Origin of the sequence: Asticcacaulis aquihabitans (assembly GCF_032490435.1) — a bacterium.
GTDB lineage: Bacteria > Pseudomonadota > Alphaproteobacteria > Caulobacterales > Caulobacteraceae > Asticcacaulis.
Genome location: NZ_JAVGWM010000001.1, coordinates 242,665 through 260,874, shown reverse-complemented (window position 1 = coordinate 260,874; position 18,210 = coordinate 242,665). Strand labels below are relative to the sequence as shown.

The following is an 18,210-nucleotide window of genomic DNA, read 5'->3' as shown; positions in this document are numbered from 1 at the left end:
TGACATGCTTTCGATCAAAGACTTAACCGTCTCCGTTGACGCCAAGACGATCCTCAAGGGGCTGACGCTCGATGTTCCGGCCGGAGAGGTCCATGCCATCATGGGACCAAACGGCGCTGGCAAATCGACCCTGGGGTACGCCCTCGCTGGACGACCGAACTATCAAATTGCCAGCGGGACAGTCATGTTCAACGGCGAAGACCTGATGGACAAGGACGTGCATGAACGCGCCGCCGCCGGGCTGTACCTGTCGTTTCAGTATCCGCTGGAAATTCCTGGCGTGCCGGCTCTGACCTTCCTGCGCACCGCATTGAACGCGCAGCGCAAACTGCGGGGTGAAGCCGAAATGTCTGCGCCGGACTTCCTGAAGCGTGTGCGTGAGGTCGCCAAGACGTTAAAAATAGACATGGATATGCTGAAGCGTCCGCTAAATGTCGGCTTTTCGGGCGGCGAAAAGAAGCGCATGGAAGTGCTTCAAATGGCGCTTCTGGAACCGAAGTTCCTTATCCTCGACGAAACCGATTCCGGTCTGGACATTGACGCCCTTAAAGTGGTGTCGGATGGGGTCAATGCCTTGCGTGCGCCGGACCGGGGCATGCTGGTCATCACCCACTATCAACGATTGCTCGATCATATCAAACCGGACCGCGTTCACGTGCTGGTCGCCGGCCGGATCGTCCGTTCAGGCGGTTCAGAGCTGGCGCTGGAGCTGGAAGCCAACGGTTATGACCGTTATGCCGGAGAAGCGGCGTAAATGTTGACTCATATCGACATTTTCGATCCGTCGTCCTATCCGACCCGCCGTCAGGAGGAATGGAAATATTCCGACTTGTCGCGGGCGCTGCGCGTCGTGCCGCCGACGTCGGACGTGCATCGCCATTCCGAAACCGTCACCGTGCCGGCGGGCGAGACCGTCACACGCTTCGACGTATACGACACGTCCGCGCCGGTTGTGCACGAAGACCTTCGGTTTACGCTGGGCGAAGGCGCATCTCTAACCCGCATTGTCATATTGGATGAAGCCGAGACGACTGTCTCCATCCGCCAATCAATCGTTGAGACAGCGCCCGGCAGCGTGTTCAGACAATATGTCTTTTCGACCGGCGCTCACTTTCAGCGCTTCGAAACCCACGTCAACCATGCCGGCCACGGCGCACAGGTCGAACTGCACGGTGCCTATCTGCTGAAGGACAAGCGCCATTTCGACCTGACGACGCGCGTCAATCATAGCGATGTGGACGGCGTCACTCAGCAGTTGATCAAAGGATTGGTGAAGGATCAGGCGACCGCCGTCTTCCAGGGTCGTATCCTGGTTGAAAAGGGCGCGGATGGCACGGACGCGCGGATGCGTCACCAGGCGTTGATCCTGAACGATGGCGCGCATATCCGCGCCAAGCCCGAGCTTGAAATCTACGCAGACGACGTTCAATGCGCCCATGGCAATACCATTGGTGCGCTCGACGAAGAGGCTCTGTTCTTCTGTCAGAGCCGCGGCATTCCCGAAGACATGGCCCGCGCCATGCTGACACATGCGTTCGTTCTGCCCGTCGCCGATCAGATCGAAGACGAGGGCTTACGCGCCCGCGTCCTGTCATTCCTTGAAAACGCATCGGGAGATTTCCATGCCCTTTGACGTTGAAAAAGCCCGCGCCGACTTCCCGATCCTGTCGCGCGAGATCAAGGGCAAGCCGCTGATCTATCTCGATAGCGGCGCCAGCGCGCAAAAGCCGAATGCCGTTATCGACGCGATGAGCGCGGCCATGCGCCATTCTTACGCCAATGTCCATCGCGGATTGCATACCCTGGCCAACGAGACGACGGACGCCTACGAGGCGGGCCGTGAAACCGTTGCACGGTTCATCGGCGCGCAGACCAACGAGATCGTCTTCACCAAGTCCGCGACCGAGGCCATCAATCTGGTCGCCTATAGCTGGGGCGAGCACCTGCAGGCCGGCGACGAGATCCTGACGACTGAGATGGAGCACCACGCCAATATCGTTCCGTGGTACATGCTGGCGCAACGCAAGGGCGTAAAACTGACCTATGTCCCGATCCGCGACGATGGGTCGCTCGACATGGCGGCGTTCAATCAATTATTGACGCCGAAGGTCAAGCTGGTCGCCGTAACCCACATGTCGAATGTGCTGGGCACTATAAACCCGATTTCTGATATCGTCGCCAAGGCGCATAGCGTGGGCGCCAAGGTTATGGTCGACGGCTGCCAAGGCGTTGTTCACCTGCCGGTGAATGTGAAGGCACTCGACGTCGACTTTTACGCCTTTTCTGCCCATAAGCTGTATGGCCCCACCGGCCTCGGCATTCTTTACGCGAAAGCGGATATTCTCGAAAACATGCCCCCTTGGCAGGGCGGCGGGGAAATGATCGCGCACGTATCCAAAGAAAAGATTACGTGGAACGAGCCTCCGCATCGCTTCGAGGCAGGAACGCCCGCGATCCTGGAGGTCATTGGGCTGAAGGCCGCGATCGACTGGTTGGCGCAGTTCGACCGCGGCGAGATCGCGGCGCATGAACACGCGCTTTATCAACGCGCCCATGACCGTTTGAGCCGCATCAACTCCTTGCGCATTCATGGCGAAGCACCAGGGAAGGGCGCGATCCTGACCTTTAGCCTGGGGCAGGCCCATGCGCACGACGTCGCCCAGATCCTCGACCGCTACAATGTCGCGGTGCGCGCCGGTACCCACTGCGCCGAACCTTTAATGACCCGTCTGGGCGTGACCTCTACCGTACGCGCCTCGATCGCCCTATATAATACAGACGCCGAGATCGACGTTTTGGCCGAGGCTGTGGCCAAGGCCCAATCCTTCTTCGCTTAGAGTGTGAGTCCGATGACCGAAACCGTTGAATCTCAAGAATCGTTGTTCAGCCTGGATGATATGGGGGCGAACCAACCCTCTGCGCTGGCGCAGGAGGAATTGGCGCGCCTGACCGATGACTTGATCGCGGCCTTCAAGACGGTGTTCGATCCGGAAATTCCCGTCGACATCTATGAACTGGGGCTGATCTACAAGGTGGACGTGTCCGACGACCGTGATGTCGTCGTCGATATGACCTTGACGGCGCCAGGGTGCCCCGTGGCCGGCGAAATGCCGGGCTGGGTCAAGGAGGCCGTTTTGACGGTCAAGGGCATCAATAGCGCCGAGGTCAATCTGGTTTTCGATCCCCCTTGGGATTCGTCCAAAATGAGCGACGAAGCCAAGCTGCAACTGAATATGTTCTGATCATGAATATGGAACTTACCCCCCGCCCACGTCGCCCACGTCCCGCCGTCGTATCTTTGACCGACGCCGCGGCCACGCAGGTCAAGGCCATTATGGCGCGTGCCGACAAACCCTATGTCGGCCTGCGTGTCGGTGTGAAGCAGGGCGGTTGTGCCGGCCAGGAATATGTCCTGTCCTATGCCGAAGACATCGGCCCAATCGATGAAGTGATCCACGATAAGGATGTGACGATCCTTATCGAACCAAAGGCGGTGCTTTATCTGGTCGGTACGGTCATCGACTATGAGACCACCAAACTGGCGTCCAAGTTCGTGTTCAATAATCCGAATGAGACGGACGCCTGCGGCTGCGGCGAGAGCGTGACCATAAAGCCGGTTGAAGCCGAATAATCAGTCGTTTACCAGAACCGACGGCGTTACAGGCTTTCCGGTCGCCTCACTAATCAACGCTTGCGAACGCGCTTCGATGCGGTCACGCAGAACGGTCAAGAATTCATCCTTGCCCATGCCTGGCGCGATAGGTTCAAGGAATTCCAGCACAGCCGTGCCGGGCGTTTTGCGATAGCGGTCTTCCTGCCAGAACAGGCCGAGATTGGTGGCGACCGGCACCACCTGCATATCGAAGTTATTCATCATATGCCAAACACCCGACCGGTAGCGGCGATAGGTGCCCGGCGCATTCAGATGCCCTTCCGGGTAAATCAGGATGCTTCGGCCATCCTTCGCGGCGTCGGCCGACCGCGAAGCCAGATTCTTGCGAGCTTCGATCCCCCCGCAATTGTTCACCACAATCGCGCCGAGCTTGGAGAGCAGGGTGCTCATCAGGGGATATTTTTCGAGATGATCACCGGTTACGAAGGCCAAATCATCGAATTGGGAATAGATGCAGAAACCGTCACCCCAGCTATGATGTTTACACGCGAAAATCACGGGAACATCCGGGACATTCTGGCGGCCACGGACCTCCAGCTTGATGCCGGCAAACAGGTGCATCGCCTGGACCATACGGCGAGTATAGCGCTTGATAATCCATTTCACGGGCTGACGCCCCGGCAGCAGCGTCAGTACCAAGGCCATACAACTATAGGCAACCGACAAAAACCAATAAGCCACCGCAAACGCAAAACTGCGCATAAGATATCCCCCAAATGACGACACTGATTTGAACATTGTTCAAATCAGCTGTCAACTCTTATCGACAAAAGGGATCAGGCGGCGGACGAAGCGGCGTTTATGTCTTCTGCGACAGTTACGCGGTTACGCCCGTTATTTTTCGATATGTACAAGGCCTTGTCGGCGCGGTCGAGCAGGTCGAAGGAGTCTTCGCCATATTCACGTTGCGCCACACCGGCTGAAATGGTGACGGTACCCAAATCTTCGTTGGTCGAACGGCGCTTAAGGACACGCGAAGCAATCTCAGTGCGCGCTTCGTTGAGCAGACGTTCCACCGTGGCTGAGCTTTCCCCTGGGAAGAGCAGGCCGAATTCTTCTCCGCCGTAACGGGCTGCCAGGCGCGGCGGACGGCCAATACGCGCAAGGACTGAGGCGACATATCGCAGAACCTGGTCGCCCGTCTGGTGGCCCCATGTATCATTGAAACGTTTGAAATGGTCAATATCGATGACGGCCAGCGTCAACACGGACGACAGGTCCTCGCCACCACAGTGCGTATCCAGCGCCTCATCAAACGATTTGCGGTTAGCCAGATTGGTCAGCGCGTCAGTCATCGCTTCCATACGCACCTGATCGAGATGCTTGCGCAGGCGATTCACCTCGCGCGACGATTCCGTCAGGCGATTTTCGAGCTGATTGTGTTGCGACAGGACAGCATTGGTGGCTTCGGTCAGGCTGTCAATCAGCCCGCGCAAGGAAAGCGTTTCGACTTCGCTCATCGAGCGTTTGGCGCCTTCCAGCGTCTCGCCATATGTCTTCTGCGCCTTCTGTGCGTCAACAATGACTTCGGTGATGGAGGCCAGTTCGCGCGTCAGCTTAAGACCCGCGTCGCGTACCTCATCATTCAACTTCAGACGGGCGATGAATTTTGACGCCAGGCTTTCAGAAACATCCTCGGTGATAACTTCACCTGCGGCTATGAGACGCTGAATTTCCTGAGCGAGCGGACATTCGGGATCGCCGGCGACGTAGAGCCAAAGTTCGTAATTGAGAGGAGTGGGCCAAACGCCGTGATCCTGCATCAATCGCAAGGCTTCGCCAGCCAAAGCATACGCGGCGGGGCTGCGGACGCTGATCTCTATGTCGTTGTTCATTCGTTATGGCGCCCTTTCGGACGCCTCCCCTGGCGCTCTCGGTGTCACCCGATTCTTCGGATAACGCCGAGATATTAGACGAACTTCTCTGACAGGCGGTTAACGAAAAAATCAAAATCTCTGCAAATTTTAAGCTTTGATCTTAACCGGACGCATCATGAAGGCAGGCATATGCTCACCGAAAGGCGCGCCAACATCCACATTAGCATTTGAATTTTCTGCTCTTTTTTCCTTAGCGGCAGGACGGCGCGGCTCACGCTTGGGCGCTTGAGGCACTGACGCAACTTCAATTGCGACCTCTGCGGATTTTGTACTTTTTTCAGCGATTAAGGGTTCCGGCGGCGCGATTCGCTCGGCTGTCGCCTCTTTGGGCTTGTGATCACGATCCCGGTCACGCCCGCGGCCCTTACCTGATTCGCGTCGCGGCGCCCGCTCGGACGTGCGGGGCGCGTCATTGAGTTGCGAATAGTCGATATCAAGCTCAAGGACGGCCGGATCCTTTTTAATCAGCTTGACGACCTTGTCGTAATTTTTTTCGTCCTGCGGAGACAGCAGCAAATAGGCTTCGCCGGAACGGCCGGCGCGGCCGGTACGACCGATACGGTGAACATAGTCGTCGGCATGGATGGGCGCATCAAAATTGAATACGTGTCCAACCGCCGGAATATCCAGCCCGCGAGCAGCGACATCGGAGGCGACCAGCAAGGTGAGTTCCCCCTTACGGAAGGATTCCAACGTGCGGGTACGCAGCGCTTGGTCTAGATCGCCATGAATAGGGGCAGCGTTGAAGCCATGAACGCTGAGTGATTTAGCGACGATATCAACGTCTGTCTTGCGATTGCAGAAGACGATGCCGTTCTTAATGTCCAGAGTCTTGAGCAGGGCGCGCAGGGCAATACGCTTGGCTCGAACGTCCTTGTACGGCACGCGCAAAACGTACTGCGTAATGTTCTCGTTCGTCGAGGCGGGACGCGCCACTTCGATGCGCACCGGATTTTTGAGAAACGCTTCTGTCAGGCGCGTGATTTCCGGCGGCATGGTCGCGGAGAAGAATAGGGTCTGGCGGGTAGGCGGGGTCAGCTTGAAGATGCGCTCAATATCGGGAATGAAGCCCATGTCCAACATGCGGTCAGCTTCATCGACGACCATGATCTGCACGCCATTGAGCATAACCTTCGAGCGTTCGAACAGATCAAGCAAACGGCCCGGCGTCGCGATCAATACGTCGACCCCCTTGTCCAGCTTGGTCACCTGATCGGCCATGGATACACCGCCAATGAGCAGGGCCCAGCTCAGCTTGTGATACTTGGCGTATTTTTCGAAGGCTTCGGCGACCTGATCGGCCAGTTCGCGTGTCGGCGCCAATACGATTGAGCGCGGCATGCGCGCCTTGGAGCGGCCCGCGGCCAGGCGCTCGATCATCGGGAGGGTAAAGGCGGCGGTCTTGCCTGTGCCAGTTTGGGCAATGCCCAGGACGTCCAGCCCAGTCAGCGCAACCGGGATCGCCTGTTCCTGGATTGCGGTCGGTGTATCGTAGCCTGTTTCGGCGACGGCTCTGAGCACTTGTTCGCTCAGGCCGAGATCGGTAAATTTCGTCATGACACTCTTTGGTCGGAAAGGCTTACGATCAGGCAAACGAACTTGCGGGATGGTAAGCCGGCGCGCCGATCGTGGCGCTAAAGATGGGCGGCCTGTACCGATACAGCGAATTCCATGGTCGCAAATGCATCGACACGCGCAGACCACTTAAGGCCCGCGCGTGTCTGATATCAGAATTCGCAACAATTAACAGGTTTTTCTTGAGACTACCGGTTAAACGTCGAGATCATTGACGGCAAATTCAGCGTGATCCTGAATATAACGATAACGCAGTTCCGGCTTGCGGCCCATCAGCGTCTCGACCAAATCCTCGATATCTTCCTCGTCATGAGGCAAGGTAACACGTGCCAAGGTACGGGTCTTTGGGTCCATGGTCGTTTCTTTGAGTTGTGCAGGCATCATTTCGCCCAGACCTTTGAAACGGCCGATTTCAGCTTTCTTACCCTTGAAATGCTTGGCCAAAATCTCGGCTCGGTGCGCATCGTCCTTGGCGTAATGCGTTTCCTTACCATGACTTATCCGGTAAAGGGGGGGCATGGCCAGGAACAAATTACCGTTTCGAATCATACCCGGCATGGTCCGATAGAAGAAGGTAATAAGCAGAGAGGCAATGTGAGCTCCGTCTACGTCGGCATCTGTCATGATGATAATGCGTTCATACCGCAGATCGCTATCCTTGAACTTGGCGCCGGGCTGGACCCCGAGCGCCAGGCCGAGATCGGACAATTCGGCATTGGCGCGCATCTTATCGCCTGTCGCAGACGCAACGTTCAAGATCTTACCCCGCAACGGCAGTATCGCCTGAGTGTTGCGGTTACGGCCCTGTTTGGCTGAGCCGCCGGCGGAATCCCCTTCGACGATAAAGAGTTCGGTGCCGATGGCATCCTGGCGGGCGCAATCGGCCAACTTGCCGGGCAAGCGCAGCTTGCGGGTCGCCGACGCACGCGCGACTTCCTTGTCCTTGCGCCGCTTCAGACGCTCTTCGGCGCGTTCCACGATGAACTGTAGAATGCGATCGGCCTGCTTTGGCGAAGAGGTCAGCCAATGGTCAAACGGATCGGCCAGGGCCCTTTCGACCAAGCGCTGGGCATCACTGGAGGACAGGCGATCCTTCGTCTGACCCTGAAATTCAGGGTTGCGGATGAACACGGAAATGACGATGCCGGCTTGGGCGGCGACGTCTTCCGCGGTGATCAAGCCCCCGCGTTTGTCGCCCGTCATTTCCGCATAGGATTTGAGAGAGCGGGTCAAGGCGGCGCGTAGGCCCGCTTCATGGGTGCCGCCGTCGGGTGTTGGGATAGTGTTACAATAGCTCTGGCAAAAGCCGTCATATTCGCCAAATCCAGCACCGGACCATACAACAGCCCATTCGACGGCACCGGCTTCGCCCTTACGCTCGACGCGGCCGGAGAAGATTTCGCTAAGGGTCTCAGTGTCCTTTACGCGTTCGGCCAGATAGTCGGCCAGGCCGTTAGGGAAATAGAACTTGTCTTCTGCCGGTGTCTGATCGTGAATAAGGTCGGGCGCGCATTTCCAGAAAATCTGCACGCCACGGAACAGATACGCCTTGGCCTTTGCCATACGGTACAGGCGCGCCGGCTTAAAATGTGCCCCCTGGCCGAAAATTTCCGGATCGGGCAGGAAACGCTCAAGCGTCCCCTTCTTCTTGGATGGCCCCACCTGAACAACGTCAGTCAGCTTGTGCCCCTTGGAGAAGCTCTGCTGCCATTCGAAGCCGTCGCGCCAGACAGTGACTTCCAGCTTTTCCGACAGGGCATTGACGACAGAAATGCCGACACCATGCAGACCACCGGACGTTTCGTAAGCCTTGCCGGAGAATTTGCCGCCGGAATGCAGCATGGTCATAACCACTTCAAGCGCCGACTTGCCGGGATATTTAGGATGCGGATCGACTGGAATGCCCCGACCATCGTCGCGAACGCTAAGATAACCATCCTTATCCAACTCAACCCATATCGCCTTGGCGTGACCCGCTACGGCCTCATCCATGGCGTTATCGAGCACTTCAGCGAACAGGTGGTGCAGTGCTTTTTCGTCAGTACCACCAATGTACATCCCCGGGCGTTTGCGCACGGGCTCGAGCCCCTCCAGGACTTCAATGCTTGAAGCCCCATACCCGGCGTCCACCGTTGCCGGTTGATGGGGCTTGGCGACGGGCTTGACGGTCTCCGCAACTGGCGCGGACGATACGTCGGTCGACACGGAGGGCACAGGCGCACCTGCCGTCTTCGCAGTAGGCTGCGAAGCAGGGGAGGCGGGCTCTTCGCCGCCGAATAAAGAATGCTGGCTACTGGAGGTCATATCCGAAACATGTAGTGATTCGGTTCCAACTCATAAGGAAGCAAGAACAAATGCACAACAAAAAAGGCCGCAAACCCGAAGGTTCGCGGCCAGATGTTTCTTTACCCTTGGTCAGGCTTAGAATTTAGAAAGTGGCCTTCAGCGAGGCCGACAAGGTCGAAGGCAGCTTCGAGGCGTCAGCCCAGCGCACGTCAAAACCCAACGACGGGGTGATGGCATAGGTTACACCGAAGTTCTTCGTGGTGTAGCCAGCGCCTTCGTAGTTGCCCAGGGCACCCGAGACAGTCCACTTGTCCGACAGCGGGTAGGCCATGTTAACTTCGTAGTACGGATCTTCGAGGCTCTCGGTCGGCAGGTAGAAGGCCAGGCCAACAGTACCCTTGCCCATAGGATGGCTGACAGCGGCCTTAAGTTCGGTAACATTGAAGTCAGAACCGTCATCGGCACCCGGGTAGGTGTAGGCGATGACACCGAAGTCAAAGTTGAACTTGCCGGCGGTCGGCGTCAGACCCATGTACAGATCCAGCTCGGTGCTGGCCTTATGGCCATCGCTGTCAGCGAAATCGACGTTGGAAGCCCAGGCGCCAGCGTAGAACAAGCCCTTCTTATAGTCGATGCCGCCCTGCAGGGCAGCCTTGCCATCCGTTTGCGAAACACCGCGCCAGACATAGTCGCTGGTGACGCCGAGGTTGTAGCTCAGGCTAGCGGTCTCACCTTGAGCCATGGCGGCTCCGCCGGCGAAAAGAGCGCTGATAGCCACAGCGGCGACAAGAAGAGTCTTTTTCATGTTCATATCCCAGTTCAGTTGTTGGTGCCGGCTAAACACAGTAGCCGACCATATGGCGATTGTAGGCGCGTCGGTAAAACCAAGGTTAATTTAGCAAGTTTTTGGGGTGAGCAAAGGCCCCCATTCTCATTTAAAGAGACCTTGATGTATATTTACAACGTTTATTGTGTCTTGGCATTCCTTATGCTGCTTAGCTTTGCGCGGGTTTCGGCAACTTTGCGAATATAGAAAACACTGCTTTCCTTCACCCACCTGTCACAAATTTGCAATCAAAACGCCAATAAAATCAGGCACTCGCTGACGCGATTTTGACGCAACGCAACAAAAAAGATCGAACAGGTCGATGGATACCGGTCCCACACCCTCCACAAATTGGCTTACGCCGACCTTGCAGCAAAAAGAGCGGGGATTTTCAGAGGTGACTGCAGTTCCGGCACAGCCGTCGTAACAGTCGCAGAATCGATCAGAAGATTAAGTGTCCTCAGAATTACATTTATGTGCCAAACCCCATCCGATCGGTTCCCGCGCCTTCATCTAAGACGCTTCATCAAAATACATATTTACATTTCGCCGCCAACGCCTGTGCAAAAATAACACCAACCTGTGACACATTGGCACCATTATATAAATTCAATAAATTTAGCTAGTTAATAAAAAAACGAGGCACCGCGAGGGTGCCCCGTCTCTTTTGTGCAACTGATTAAGGTTGTAGCTTAGTGATCCATAACTTCGTCATGAAGGGACGAGTCGAGACCAGCCTCTTCCTGATCTGCCGTCACGCGCAGGCCCGTCGTGAATTTGCAGATAATGAGGATAATCAGGGTTCCTATCGCCGACCACAGAATGGTGACGGCCAGGCCCTTCAACTGGGCGATGACATTGTGATCCTTGCCCAGGGAGTTGATAACAGGATCGGCAAGCCAGCCCGTCAGAATTGCGCCCAAGATACCGCCTGCGCCATGGATGCCGAAGGCGTCGAGAGAGTCATCATAGCCGAGCAGTTTCTTGATCCAGGTCGCGGACGCATAACACACCGGACCCGCCAGAAGGCCGCAGATCATCGCACCGGTCGGATTGACGAAGCCGCAAGCCGGGGTAATGACGACAAGACCAGCGACCATGCCCGACAGGATACCGATCAGCGAAGGCTTGCCGCGGAAGATCCACTCGACGATCTTCCAGGACACGCCGCCGACGCAGGTGGCGAGGATGGTGTTTAGCAAGGCGGCGGAAGCGATGGAGTCGCCCGACCATTCCGAACCGGCATTGAAACCGATCCAGCCGACGAAGAGCAACGAGGCGCCGATCATGATGTAGACAGGGTTATTGGCCGGCATGGAGTCCGTGCCATAGCCCTTACGACGACCGAGGAACAGGGCGCAGACGAGGCCGGCAACACCCGAGTTACAGTGAACGACCGCGCCACCAGCGAAGTCGAGCACGCCCCACTTCGACAGAATACCGCCGCCCCACACCATGTGACAGATCGGGGCGTAAACCAAGATCGACCACAGAACCATGAACAGCAGCAGGCCAGAGAACTTAACGCGCTCAGCAAACGCGCCGGTGATGAGCGCCGGCGTGATGATGGCGAATGTCATCTGGTAAGAAATCCAGGTGAATTCCGGCACCTTGGCGGTAGCCATATATGCCGTTGTCGGCGTGACCGCCTTCAGCATAATATTGTCGAAACCACCGAAGAACAGATTCAATGTGTCGGCCGATAAGCCGAACATGGGCTTCACGGCCGTGCCAAATGCCATGGAGTAGGACACGACCCACCAGACAATCGCGACAACGCAGGTCACGCCAACGGATTGAGTAACCGTGGCGATGATATTCTTACGACGAACCATACCGCCGTAGAACAACGCCAGGCCCGGCAGAGTCATCATCAGCACCATCGCGGTACAGAAGATTAGATAGGTGGTGTCAGCGGCGTCGAGCGCCAACGGTTTCTGAGATGCCAGAAGGGCAGGGGCCGCAGCGGCCGGCTCAGCGGCTACAGACGCCGTCGTCGATTCCGCGACGGAAGCCGCAGCTGACGTCACGGCCTCGGCTGACGCCGAAGCGGCTTCCTGGGCGAGAGCATGACTGGCGACGGGTGCCGCCAGCAGAAGAGCGGCCGCCGCAGCGAGCGCTCTCGAAAGTTTGATCCACGTTTTCAAAGTATCCCCCTTGGTTAGCGGATATTGCACCTGCTCACAGTGCAGCGAGTTCAAACTATCGCAAAGCGGATTATGGGGTTAACGAAGCGTCAAGACCGTACCCATGGGCATTTGCGTCATTTATGTGTCGGAATGCCGGCAAACCGTGTGAAATCAAGCCCTTTTACATTGGTTTCTATAGAAACCATATTAATTACAAATGAAACTACAATAAGTATTATATTTTTACCATGGTAGCGGTGTTGCTTTACACCAAAAAAAACAGGCCGCCCCCTGAAGGACGGCCTGTCGCAAAATTCATGTCTTTCGACAAGATATTCAGCTTAGCACTTGTAATACATCTCGAATTCGATCGGGTGTGGACGCAGTTCGAGGTTCATCACTTCTTCCATCTTCAGTTCGATGTAGGAGTCGATGAAATCGTCATCCATGACGCCGCCCTTCTTAAGGAAGGCACGATCCTTGTCGAGGTTCTCAAGCGCTTCACGCAGCGAACCGCAGACTTCCGGGATGTTCTTTTGCTCTTGGGGCGGCAGATCATACAGGTTCTTGTCGGCCGGAGCGCCCGGATCGATACGGTTTTCGATACCGTCGAGGCCCGCCATCAGCAAGGCGGTGAAGGTCAGATAGGGGTTGCCCATCGGATCCGGGAAGCGAGCTTCCAGGCGCTTGCCCTTCGGCGAAGATACCCACGGAATACGGATCGAGGCCGAACGGTTACGCGCAGAATAGGCAAGCTTGACCGGCGCTTCGTAGCCGGGAACCAAGCGCTTGTAGCTGTTGGTCGTCGAGTTCGAGAAGGCGTTGATCGCCTTGGCGTGCTTGATGATGCCGCCGATGTACCACAGGCACAGGTCCGACAGGCCGGCATACTTGTCGCCAGCGAAAAGCGGCTTACCGTTCTTCCAGATCGATTGGTGAACGTGCATGCCCGAGCCGTTGTCACCGAACATCGGCTTGGCCATGAAGGTCACAGACTTGCCATAGGCGTGGGCAACGTTCTGAACAACGTACTTATAGAGCTGGGTGCGGTCGGCCATGGTCAGCATGTCCGAGAACTTCAAACCCAGTTCGTGCTGGGCGGGCGCCACTTCGTGGTGATGCTTTTCCGGTTCCATACCCAATTCGCCCATGACGGCAAGCATTTCACCGCGCAGATCCTGGGCGGAGTCGACCGGATTGACGGGGAAATAGCCGCCCTTAGGTCCAGGGCGATGGCCCATATTGCCTTCAGGATAGACCTTAGCCGAGTTGTGCGGCAATTCGGTCGAATCGAAGGCATAACCGGTGTTGTCCGGCGCGATCGACCAGCGGACGTCGTCAAACATGAAGAATTCGGCTTCTGGGCCGAAATAAACGGTATCGCCGACACCAGCTGACTGCGTGTAGGCCAGGGCCTTCTTCGCGATCGAGCGCGGATCGCGGTTGTACGGTTCATTGGTGTCGGGGTTCACGACATCGCAGAACATGAACAGCGTCGTCTGCTGATAGAACGGATCGATATAGGCCGTCTTCAGGTCGGGGCGGAGCTTCATGTCGGATTCGTTGATGGCCTTCCAACCGGCGATCGACGAACCGTCGAACATCGTGCCGTCATTCAGGAAATCCTCATCGACGAGATCGATGTCGAAGGTCACGTGCTGGAGTTTGCCCTTCACGTCGGAAAAACGCACGTCAACATACTTGACGTCCTTTTCCTTGATGAGCTTGAGAATGTCTGCTGCGGTCATATTTGACGCCCCATTAAGCCTGTAGATTTAAAAGTAGAGAAGGCGGAACGCCTCGGCCTGTTAGACCGCCTGCGGGCCGGATTCCCCGGTTCTGATGCGGACGACATCAAGGACGTCGCTCACAAAAATCTTGCCATCACCGATTTTGCCCGTGCGCGCCGCCGTTTGGATTGCCTCCAGGGCGGCCGGTGCGAGGTCGTCGGCAACAACCAGTTCGATCTTGATCTTCGGAAGAAAATCAACAACGTATTCGGCCCCACGGTAGAGTTCCGAGTGGCCCTTCTGGCGGCCATATCCCTTGGCCTCCAGCACGGTCATGCCTTGTACGCCGATTTCCTGAAGGGCTTCCTTCACTTCATCGAGCTTAAAGGGTTTGATGACGGCTTCTATCTTTTTCATGATATATCCATAAAACTATAGACCGTTCAGCCCCGTAACTTGTTTGCATTGCGCAAGAATGCAAGCGCATTTCCAACGTGCCATCTCACATGGCTGTAAGAATTTATTACGATGCGTGAACGCGAGGTGGTCGGCCTTTAGCCTTTGCCTTCGGCAAATACAAAAGGAAAATGCGTTTTAGCGCGATTTCACCACATATAAAGAGAAAATTTACCCAAGGCGGCCGGTTGATTCGCATAAAGGACGAAAACCCGTCTCATCTGCAATCAGATTAGGCGCTTAGACCGCGGAATCAAGGTGAAAAACGAGCAAATTTCCGCACCGCAACATTTCATATTTTCGCTACTCATGCGCAACTCATGCATATTGGCTTGACGACGTCCGCGCTTTGCGTCACAGAGCGCCCCTTCGGACGGCGTCTGTAACAGTCCGGAGCCTGAAAGCTGACATGCGGATGTGGCGGAACTGGTAGACGCACTGGGTTTAGGTTCCAGCGCTGCAAGGCGTGGAGGTTCGAGTCCTCTCATCCGCACCAGTTTCCTATTTCTTTTCTTCACAGCGCAATTCTGATCAAATGGACCTCCGCCGCCCGGCCTAAAGTCGCTCCGTGAGGTGAAATCCGTGAATTCTGCCGTCCATCCTGCCGCCAAGGCCTTGTGGTTTATCGAAAACCGCTTCGATACGACCATAACACTCGACGATATCGCCGCTCACGCCGGTGTCAGCCGGTTCCACATGACGCGCGTTTTCGATGTGCGTATGGGCGTGCCGGTCATGGCCTATGTGCGCGCCCGGCGACTGTCGGAAGCGGCGAAACGGCTGGCGGGTGGGGCGGGCGATATACTTAGCGTCGCACTGGAAGCCGGTTACGGATCGCATGAAGCCTTCACCCGTGCATTTCGCGATCAGTTCGGGCTCACGCCCGAGCAGGTACGCGACCGGAAGTCGCTATATGGCATAAAATTGCAGGAACCCTTCATTATGGACAAAGCGCTAATCGATATCCCCAGCCCGCACACGCTCATCGCAGGACAGGCGATATGCATCGGCGGCCTGAGCGGCCATTACCGCGGCGAAGAAACAGCGGCCATACCGATGCTGTGGCAAAAATTCGGGCCATATCTGCCCGATGTCCCGGGACGAATCGGCGATCCATATACGACCTACGGCGTCTGTTACAATCAGTCCGACAATGCCATCGACTACATGGCCGGCGTTGAGGTTTCCCCCGATGCCGACCTTCCACCGGAATTTTCAACCGTTCGAATCACGCCCCAAACCTATGCCCGCTTTGTTCACACCGGCCATATTTCCGGTTTGCGAGCAACCTGGTCGACCATCTGGGACAAGTGGTTGCCCGAATCCGGCCTTCGCGTAAAACATGCGCCGTTTTTCGAAAAATATGGCCCGGAGTTCAACGGCCGCACAGGCGAGGGCGGTGTGGAAATCTGGATCGCCGTTGAGGCGTGACGTTCGACCGGGATTTTCGACGGCACGGACTCCCAACATAGGACGGGGCACGATACAGGGCTGGCGCATCTTCGACACCTCGTCTAGTGTTCGTAGACAAGGCTGTTTGAGGGAGCTTCCATGAAGTCGAAATTTGCGCTGTTTATCCTGTTCGCCATGGTGGCGGGCGTAGGCGCGGGCTGGGCCAGCCACGAATATCTGACGGCTGAAAACCTCAAGACGGCAACCATGATCTATGGATTGCTGACAAAGATCTTCATCACCCTGATCAAGATGATCATAGCGCCATTGGTGTTATTCACCTTAATCGCCGGTATCGGACATATGGAAGATGCCGCCTCCGTAGGCCGTGTTGGCCTTAAGTCTCTGGCGTGGTTTCTGGCTATGTCGATCGTGTCGCTGGTTATCGGCATTCTTATGGTCGAATGGCTGAAGCCCGGTGTCGGCATGAGCCTGCAAATGGCCGGTGAGGCCGTCAAGGTGCCGTCGACCGAAGGCTTCACAATCGAAAAATTTGTCGAACACCTGATTCCGAGTTCGATAATCAAGGCCATGGCGGACAACGAGATCCTCCAGATCGTCATTTTCGCCGTCTTCGTTGGCACCGCCATATCTATGCTTGAAAAGAAGTCGCCGCGTGTCATGGAGTTGGCGGAAGAAGCATCGGCTATCATGCTCAAGGTCACCGAAGTGGTGATGAAGTTCGCGCCCTTCGCCATTTTCGGCGCCCTGGCCAAGACTGTGTCAGAGCAAGGCCTTCCCATTTTGATCACCTACGCCAAGTTCATGGCCGGGTTTTACGGCGCCATGGGCGTCTTGTGGGGATTGCTGATCCTGCTGGGATTCCTGTTTTTGGGCGGCCGCATGCTGCGTCTGCTGAGCGTTATTCGCGAACCAACCCTGCTGGCGTTTTCCACCGCCAGTTCCGAAGCGGCCTATCCGAAGCTTCTGGCCGGCCTGCCGACCGTCGGCATCTCGCGCAAGATCGTTTCGTTCGTCCTGCCACTGGGATATTCTTTCAATCTTGACGGCTCGATGATCTATTGCACCTTCGCAACGCTGTTTATTGCCCAGGCGTACGGCGTGCATTTCACCACGGCGCAGATCATCATGATGCTGTTCCTACTGCTGATAACGTCCAAAGGCATTGCCGGCGTGCCGCGCGCCTCTCTTGTGGTCATCATGGCGACCCTGGCCTATTTCGGATTGCCCGCGGAATGGATCGCGCTTGTCCTGGGCGTGGACCACCTACTCGACATGGGACGATCCGCCACCAACGTATTGGGGAACAGCGTCGCGTCGGCGGTGATCGCTAAGTGGGAAGGGCAACTCGACAAGGAAGAAGAGATAAAGGTCTAGGTCGATTTATCGAAATGCGGGGCGGGGGGCGGTACGGCCGTAAAGTGATAAAGGGGCTTATCTACCGTCTTAGGCTGATAGGTATCGCGATCAACCCACTGCGTCGCAACCATCTGCCATTTTCCGGCCGCGTCAAGACTGATCTCAGCTTTGAAATAGAAGGCAAAGCTGTCATACGGATTGGCTTCGTTTGGCCCGTCATTATGCCAGCAGGTCGCCGAGAAATGGGTGCCGTCGCGCCAGACTATGCCTTTGCAATGCGCTGGAAAGATAACGACGTCGCGCACCTTTGGCCACTCCGCGATAGCCAGACTGCCTTGCGTCTTGTCCGCCCGATCGAAACCGGAGACGAGGTAGCGGCCATCCGGTGAGGCGGAAGCATCCTCATGGACGAGGTATTTGTCGCTGTTGGGCAAAACCAGATAGGTGTTTTCGGAGTTGGCGAAGTGGCATGTGACACCGGCGACGGGGTAGGTATCGCCGGCCTTGTCGCGCAATTTCAAGACGCCGGTTAGGAAATAGCGCTGACACCCCGTCGGATCGTTGCGGTAGCTGGTGATCTGCTCCCCTTTGTGAAAAATGGTCAGATCGCGATCATTGCGAACGGCAAGGCCGGGGTAGGCGGCGATCAGGGCCGCTTCGACCGCCATGGTGCGCTTTTCATCCTCCGAACCTTCAAAGGTCGGATCTATACCTTCGGCTCTTTGGGGGGGCGGCGCGGGTTTGCAGGCGGTTACAGCACCTGAAGCCAGAACGATAAAACAAATAAGGGTGCGCAAGCCAACCTCCGGATAGGACCAGATGAAGTTTATACGGGCTTTTGCAAAAAATCAGGACGAAAGTGATGCCGAAACAGACCCTGATTTTG

At 56.3% G+C, this 18,210-nt stretch carries 16 protein-coding genes and 1 tRNA gene; 8 read left to right on the top strand and 9 right to left on the bottom strand.

What is annotated here, in order from left to right; genetic code table 11:
• Positions 1-4: 4 nt before the first annotated feature.
• From sufC to RCJ00_RS01250, 5 genes are read left to right on the top strand one after another with little or no spacing between them, the layout of a single operon-like run.
• Positions 5-754 carry a Fe-S cluster assembly ATPase SufC gene (sufC, locus tag RCJ00_RS01270; RefSeq protein WP_316219776.1) on the top strand — a complete coding sequence of 250 codons (750 nt, stop codon included), beginning with the start codon at positions 5-7 and terminating at the stop codon, positions 752-754.
• Entirely contained in the window at positions 755-1,633 is an 879-nt protein-coding gene (gene sufD, locus RCJ00_RS01265) for a Fe-S cluster assembly protein SufD (RefSeq protein ID WP_316219774.1), read from the top strand.
• Positions 1,623-2,837: an aminotransferase class V-fold PLP-dependent enzyme gene (locus tag RCJ00_RS01260; protein WP_316219773.1), complete on the top strand. Its 1,215-nt coding sequence runs from the start codon at positions 1,623-1,625 to the stop codon at positions 2,835-2,837. The genes sufD and RCJ00_RS01260 overlap by 11 nt, the downstream gene beginning before the upstream one ends.
• Positions 2,838-2,849: 12 nt before the next feature.
• Positions 2,850-3,242 carry an SUF system Fe-S cluster assembly protein gene (locus RCJ00_RS01255; RefSeq protein WP_411267513.1) on the top strand — a complete coding sequence of 131 codons (393 nt, stop codon included), beginning with the start codon at positions 2,850-2,852 and terminating at the stop codon, positions 3,240-3,242.
• Between the two features lie 2 nt (positions 3,243-3,244).
• The gene (locus RCJ00_RS01250; protein ID WP_316219772.1) at positions 3,245-3,631 is read left to right on the top strand and encodes a HesB/IscA family protein; all 387 of its coding nucleotides are present in this window, start codon (positions 3,245-3,247) and stop codon (positions 3,629-3,631) included.
• Here the strand turns inward: RCJ00_RS01250 and RCJ00_RS01245 are convergent, their stop codons facing one another.
• The 8 genes from RCJ00_RS01245 to RCJ00_RS01210 form a co-directional block, all read right to left on the bottom strand.
• Entirely contained in the window at positions 3,632-4,375 is a 744-nt protein-coding gene (locus tag RCJ00_RS01245) for a lysophospholipid acyltransferase family protein (protein WP_316219771.1), read from the bottom strand.
• Positions 4,376-4,449: 74 nt separating this feature from the next.
• Positions 4,450-5,508 carry a GGDEF domain-containing protein gene (locus RCJ00_RS01240; RefSeq protein WP_316219770.1) on the bottom strand — a complete coding sequence of 353 codons (1,059 nt, stop codon included), beginning with the start codon at positions 5,506-5,508 and terminating at the stop codon, positions 4,450-4,452.
• Positions 5,509-5,637: 129 nt separating this feature from the next.
• Positions 5,638-7,107 carry a DEAD/DEAH box helicase gene (locus RCJ00_RS01235; protein ID WP_316219769.1) on the bottom strand — a complete coding sequence of 490 codons (1,470 nt, stop codon included), beginning with the start codon at positions 7,105-7,107 and terminating at the stop codon, positions 5,638-5,640.
• A 213-nt stretch (positions 7,108-7,320) separates the two neighbouring features.
• Positions 7,321-9,429, bottom strand: coding sequence for a DNA topoisomerase IV subunit B (gene parE, locus RCJ00_RS01230; RefSeq protein WP_316219768.1), 2,109 nt, complete (start codon positions 9,427-9,429; stop codon positions 7,321-7,323).
• A gap of 124 nt (positions 9,430-9,553) precedes the next feature.
• Entirely contained in the window at positions 9,554-10,216 is a 663-nt protein-coding gene (locus RCJ00_RS01225; protein WP_316219767.1) for a TorF family putative porin, read from the bottom strand.
• Between the two features lie 713 nt (positions 10,217-10,929).
• Positions 10,930-12,384, bottom strand: a complete 1,455-nt coding sequence (locus RCJ00_RS01220) for an ammonium transporter (protein WP_316219766.1) — start codon at positions 12,382-12,384, stop codon at positions 10,930-10,932.
• A 323-nt stretch (positions 12,385-12,707) separates the two neighbouring features.
• On the bottom strand, positions 12,708-14,114 hold the full coding sequence (gene glnA / locus RCJ00_RS01215) for a type I glutamate--ammonia ligase (protein WP_316219764.1): 1,407 nt from the start codon (positions 14,112-14,114) through the stop codon (positions 12,708-12,710).
• Between the two features lie 60 nt (positions 14,115-14,174).
• On the bottom strand, positions 14,175-14,513 hold the full coding sequence (locus RCJ00_RS01210; protein WP_018080099.1) for a P-II family nitrogen regulator: 339 nt from the start codon (positions 14,511-14,513) through the stop codon (positions 14,175-14,177).
• 450 nt (positions 14,514-14,963) lie between these two features.
• Here RCJ00_RS01210 and RCJ00_RS01205 point away from each other — a divergent pair.
• The 3 genes from RCJ00_RS01205 (at position 14,964) to RCJ00_RS01195 (ending at position 17,342) form a co-directional block, all read left to right on the top strand.
• Positions 14,964-15,048: transfer RNA gene (locus tag RCJ00_RS01205), tRNA-Leu, on the top strand.
• A gap of 86 nt (positions 15,049-15,134) precedes the next feature.
• Positions 15,135-15,983, top strand: coding sequence for an AraC family transcriptional regulator (locus tag RCJ00_RS01200; protein ID WP_316219760.1), 849 nt, complete (start codon positions 15,135-15,137; stop codon positions 15,981-15,983).
• A gap of 120 nt (positions 15,984-16,103) precedes the next feature.
• On the top strand, positions 16,104-17,342 hold the full coding sequence (locus RCJ00_RS01195; RefSeq protein WP_316219759.1) for a dicarboxylate/amino acid:cation symporter: 1,239 nt from the start codon (positions 16,104-16,106) through the stop codon (positions 17,340-17,342).
• Here the strand turns inward: RCJ00_RS01195 and RCJ00_RS01190 are convergent.
• Positions 17,339-18,121, bottom strand: coding sequence for a hypothetical protein (locus tag RCJ00_RS01190; RefSeq protein WP_316219758.1), 783 nt, complete (start codon positions 18,119-18,121; stop codon positions 17,339-17,341). The two genes, RCJ00_RS01195 and RCJ00_RS01190, sit on opposite strands and share 4 nt — an antisense overlap.
• Positions 18,122-18,210 lie beyond the last annotated feature (89 nt).

Coding starts and splice junctions, on each gene's coding strand:
- sufC (WP_316219776.1), top strand. CDS start 5: ATGCTTTCGATCAAAGACTTAACCGTCTCCGTTGACGCCAAGACGATC.
- sufD (WP_316219774.1), top strand. CDS start 755: ATGTTGACTCATATCGACATTTTCGATCCGTCGTCCTATCCGACCCGC.
- RCJ00_RS01260 (WP_316219773.1), top strand. CDS start 1,623: ATGCCCTTTGACGTTGAAAAAGCCCGCGCCGACTTCCCGATCCTGTCG.
- RCJ00_RS01255 (WP_411267513.1), top strand. CDS start 2,850: ATGACCGAAACCGTTGAATCTCAAGAATCGTTGTTCAGCCTGGATGAT.
- RCJ00_RS01250 (WP_316219772.1), top strand. CDS start 3,245: ATGAATATGGAACTTACCCCCCGCCCACGTCGCCCACGTCCCGCCGTC.
- RCJ00_RS01245 (WP_316219771.1), bottom strand. CDS start 4,375: ATGCGCAGTTTTGCGTTTGCGGTGGCTTATTGGTTTTTGTCGGTTGCC.
- RCJ00_RS01240 (WP_316219770.1), bottom strand. CDS start 5,508: ATGAACAACGACATAGAGATCAGCGTCCGCAGCCCCGCCGCGTATGCT.
- RCJ00_RS01235 (WP_316219769.1), bottom strand. CDS start 7,107: ATGACGAAATTTACCGATCTCGGCCTGAGCGAACAAGTGCTCAGAGCC.
- parE (WP_316219768.1), bottom strand. CDS start 9,429: ATGACCTCCAGTAGCCAGCATTCTTTATTCGGCGGCGAAGAGCCCGCC.
- RCJ00_RS01225 (WP_316219767.1), bottom strand. CDS start 10,216: ATGAAAAAGACTCTTCTTGTCGCCGCTGTGGCTATCAGCGCTCTTTTC.
- glnA (WP_316219764.1), bottom strand. CDS start 14,114: ATGACCGCAGCAGACATTCTCAAGCTCATCAAGGAAAAGGACGTCAAG.
- RCJ00_RS01210 (WP_018080099.1), bottom strand. CDS start 14,513: ATGAAAAAGATAGAAGCCGTCATCAAACCCTTTAAGCTCGATGAAGTG.
- RCJ00_RS01195 (WP_316219759.1), top strand. CDS start 16,104: ATGAAGTCGAAATTTGCGCTGTTTATCCTGTTCGCCATGGTGGCGGGC.